At 34.6% G+C, this 4,023-nt stretch carries 3 protein-coding genes; all 3 read left to right on the top strand.

All coding sequences use genetic code 11. From position 1 onward, the window contains the following. Positions 1–432 precede the first annotated feature (432 nt). The 3 genes from AB1414_16910 to AB1414_16900 are packed head-to-tail and all read left to right on the top strand — an operon-like array spanning position 433 to position 3,243. Positions 433–1,188, top strand: coding sequence for a PIG-L family deacetylase (locus AB1414_16910; GenBank protein ID MEW6609096.1), 756 nt, complete (start codon positions 433–435; stop codon positions 1,186–1,188). Beyond that, on the top strand, positions 1,185–2,441 hold the full coding sequence (locus AB1414_16905; protein ID MEW6609095.1) for a glycosyltransferase family 4 protein: 1,257 nt from the start codon (positions 1,185–1,187) through the stop codon (positions 2,439–2,441). The genes AB1414_16910 and AB1414_16905 overlap by 4 nt, the downstream gene beginning before the upstream one ends. Positions 2,442–2,457: 16 nt before the next feature. Continuing rightward, on the top strand, positions 2,458–3,243 hold the full coding sequence (locus AB1414_16900; protein MEW6609094.1) for an electron transfer flavoprotein subunit beta/FixA family protein: 786 nt from the start codon (positions 2,458–2,460) through the stop codon (positions 3,241–3,243). The last annotated feature ends 780 nt before the right edge of the window (positions 3,244–4,023 follow it).

Genomic DNA, 4,023 nt, shown 5'->3' with positions numbered 1-4,023 from the left:
AAAGATAAGGCAACTAAAATGGGTATGGCTGGCAGGAAAAAGGTCGAATCACAATTCGGTCAACAAAAATTCCTACAAGAATATCTTAAAATATTTAATGAGTTGGTTAACGACTAAAAAAATTAAAAATAATCCTTGACAAAAATTCAAAAATATCTTAAAATATTGTAACCGTTCAGGTAGTCCTTTACCGCAGAGACGCAGAGGAACAGAGGAGACATAGAAATAAAATAACGTAACATTTTAGCCATCTGAAGTGAAATTCAGGTAATCAGTTATCGGTCATCAGGTTATCGGTAAAGGGAAAAGATCAATTGGTTGTTACCGATTACCTGATTACCGATTACCTTGCACTTCATTTGAGTAAATAGTTACAATAAATTTTAATCTTCTTCTCTGCGTCTCTGTATCTGTGCGGTGAACAGTTACAAGATGTTAAATAGAATACTTTCCCGGCAAATAAAAAATTACCTGAAAACATTTTTAAGACCCAAAAATCTGATATTTTGCCCCGAAGTGGTTGATAAACCTGAAGGAAATAATATCATAGTTTTATCTCCGCACTTTGATGATGATGTCATTGGCTGTGGTGGAACCTTGCATAAACATATTCTTGTTCAGGATAAAGTAGCGATTATCTATTTTACTGATGGTCGAGAAGGAGACCCATCCTTTGAGGATAAAGAATTATTGGAAAAGACAAGAAAACAAGAGGCAATGAATGCCACAAAGACTTTAGGGATTGAAAATTTGATATTTTTAGATGAGCCGGAAACAAGATTAAAATCAACCAGACCCTTGATTAATAGATTATCTGAGATATTTAACCAGATAAAGCCAAATTTAGTCTATTTACCCTGGTTTCTGGATAACCATATTGACCACTTTGAGTTAAACAGGATATTTTTAGACCTATCTAAAGAGATTCAATTGGACTTCAATATCTGTGCTTATGAATGCTGGACTCCTTTAATCCCCAATATTGTAGTCGATATTGGAGATGTCATTCCCAAAAAACAGGAGGCACTAAAATCCTACCAGACTCAACTTAGACAGGTAGATTATCTTAGCACGATTTTAGCCTTGAATAAATATCGCTCGGTGACTAATTTAAGAGGCAGGACTTATAGCGAGACGTTTTTATATCTACCCGTTAAAGATTACTTGAATTTAATGGATAAATTATGAAAAAAGCATTGATAATCACGGAAATAGATTATAAAAAAGCACCTAATGATAGAGTTCAACACCTGATTGAATATTTCTCGCATAAATTCGAAGAGGTAACCGTAGTTTATCGCAAAAGAAATGTGACCAATTCCCTTAAAAACCTTTTCCTTTTACAAATAACTACATTTCAAGAAAAAAATATCAGATTTATCGAGATAGACCCTTTATTAAATTATAGCATGGGACTTGTGGGTAGTTTTACTGGTTATAATTTAACAAATCGGTCTTCTATTAAATCCGCTTTTATAAAAATCTTCTGTTTTTTTTCCTTTATAAAAGATATTTTCCTTGTTTTATCTCTGATTGTGAGTATTCCTTGCAAGATTAAAGATAAATTTGATGTCTGTATTTATCAAAATCCCTGGGAAGGGACAATTAGTTTTTTATTGAAAAGATTAGGCAGGGTTAAATTTATAGTTTATGATAATATAGATTATTTGCCTGTGTTGACAAAATTTCGCACATTTTACACTAAATGGGTAGATAAATATCTTTTAAATAAGGCAGATTTAATTATTTGTGTCAGTAAAAAATTATGCCAATTGCGGAAATTACAGACGAAAAGAAAGGTATATATTGTCCCAAATGGAGTTAACCATGCCTTATTTAAACCAGCACAAAACAAAATTCTACATCCTCCGACATTAATCTATACAGGTAATGTAACACATTGGAGTGGATTAGATCTGGTTATTCATAGTTTAGCCGGGATTAAGAAGAAAATCCAGAATATCAGGCTTTTCATTGTGGGCGCTTCCTTTCCGGCTACCTATGGTGAAGGACTAAAAGAAATTAGTGCCAGACTTAATCTTGAGGAAAATGTTGTCTTTGTTGGCGTAAAGGGATATGCAGAATTACCAGTATTTTTAAAGGAAGCAGACATAGGTTTAGCCTTTTTTCAACCAGTGCCTTTGCGGCAATATGCCTTCCCACTTAAAGTTGTAGAATATATGTCCGCTGGACTACCAGTTATAGGAACAAAAGACACGGAAACCGAGGAGATTATTAATGAGTATAAATGTGGTCAGGCGATTGAATTCACCAAAAAGGCATTTGTGGAATCTATCTGTTCATTACTTACGGATAAAGATAAATACGACTATTTCTCCTCAAATGCAAAGAAATATAGTCCCCAATTTGATTGGAATAATGTTCTTGAAAAAGAATACTTATTAATCAAGAATCTCCACTTGACAAAAATAACAATGTAATCTATAATATTTAAAAATGAAGATAATAGTTTGTATAAAACAGGTGCCTGAAACCTCTGCGGTAAGGATAGACCCAAAGACGCATACTTTAATTCGCGAAGGGGTAAAATCTATCATCAATCCCTTTGATATGAATGCGATAGAAACGGCTTTGCAACTAAAGGAAAAGTATTCAGGAGAGGTAGTAGCTATTTCTATGGGACCACCACAGGCAGAAGAAACCTTGCGAGAGGCTATATCACCTGGAGTAGATGATGCGGTGTTATTGAGTGATAAGGCATTTGCGGGCACAGATACATTAGCCACTTCTTATACATTATCTATGGGAATTAAAAAAATAGGCGAATTTGACCTGATAATCTGTGGCAAACAGGCGATAGATGGCGATACTGCCCAGGTAGGTCCTGAATTAGCCCAGATGTTAAATATTCCCCAGATATGCTTTGTTCGTAAGATAGTAGAAATAAAAAACCACACACTTATCGTTGAACGAGTATTAGAAGATGGCTATGAAGTCGTGGAAACTCAACTACCTGCTTTACTCACAGTCGTCAAAGAGATTAATGAACCAAGACTCCCTTCATTACGAGGCAAATTAACCTCTAAAAAGAAAGAAATTATTAAGTGGGGTGCACAAGAACTTGATGTTAACCCGGATGATGTTGGGCTGACGGGCTCTCCCACTCGAGTAATTCGCACATTTACCCCACCACCTCGAAAAGATAGAAAAATCCTCCAGGGTGAGGCTAAAGATATAGTCAAAGAATTAGTCTATGAATTGAAACAGAGAAAGATAATGTGAAATTTAGGGATGGTTCACTTTTGTTTGAAAACTTACGGTTAGAAATTAGAAATTGGGACAAAAATCAAGAATCTTTCTCCCTAATTTCCAATTTCAACGTTCTGTGAACGCCCAAAAGAAAGTAAGCGTTCAGCCACAAAGGCACAGAGTTCACAGAGAATTAAAGAAATTAGTTACTTAAGGACACAAATTAATCTGTGATATCCCATAAATGTAGTGTGAACCTTTAGGTTCACCTTCTGGCTTGCCAGAAGCGAGGCTAAAACCTCGCACTACAAATCTTTTTGTTGTTCAGAGAGATTCGGATTCATCTCGTTAGATAGTAAAACATCTAACAGGATTCATTCGTGGTTATATATTCCCTGTGTGTTCTCTGTGACTCTGTGGCTATATCCTGAACGGTTACAAAAATTGCTCGTCACAATCATATTTCCTCTTAATAACTTATCTTTACCTACATCATAATTAAAAAAATAATCAAAAAAATTCTTGACAAAAATAATATATTGTGATATATGAGAGTAAGGAGTAAAATATCTCTAATTTTGGCTTGTAATTTATCAGCAACAAGCCGAAATACAAAATTAATAGATTTGTGATTTTTGATTGAAAACTGACTTTAAAACAGATAGGTTCAATCTAAAATCGTAACTATTCACCATTCACAATTCACCATTCACAATTTCTTCCCTAAATTTCCTTAATAATGGTGAATGGTGAATTGTCAATTGTGAATTGTGAATTATCACTCTTCACGGTGTCAAGCAAACCTGGCCCAAG

The organism is bacterium (genome assembly GCA_040755795.1).
Lineage (GTDB): Bacteria > UBA9089 > CG2-30-40-21 > CG2-30-40-21 > SBAY01 > JBFLXS01.
Note: the sequence above shows the minus strand (reverse complement) of the source record. Positions and strands in the feature narration are given on the sequence as shown.

Bases quoted from the DNA above. Each gene is read 5' to 3' on its own strand.
- AB1414_16910 (MEW6609096.1), top strand. From the start codon at position 433: ATGTTAAATAGAATACTTTCCCGGCAAATAAAAAATTACCTGAAAACA.
- AB1414_16905 (MEW6609095.1), top strand. From the start codon at position 1,185: ATGAAAAAAGCATTGATAATCACGGAAATAGATTATAAAAAAGCACCT.
- AB1414_16900 (MEW6609094.1), top strand. From the start codon at position 2,458: ATGAAGATAATAGTTTGTATAAAACAGGTGCCTGAAACCTCTGCGGTA.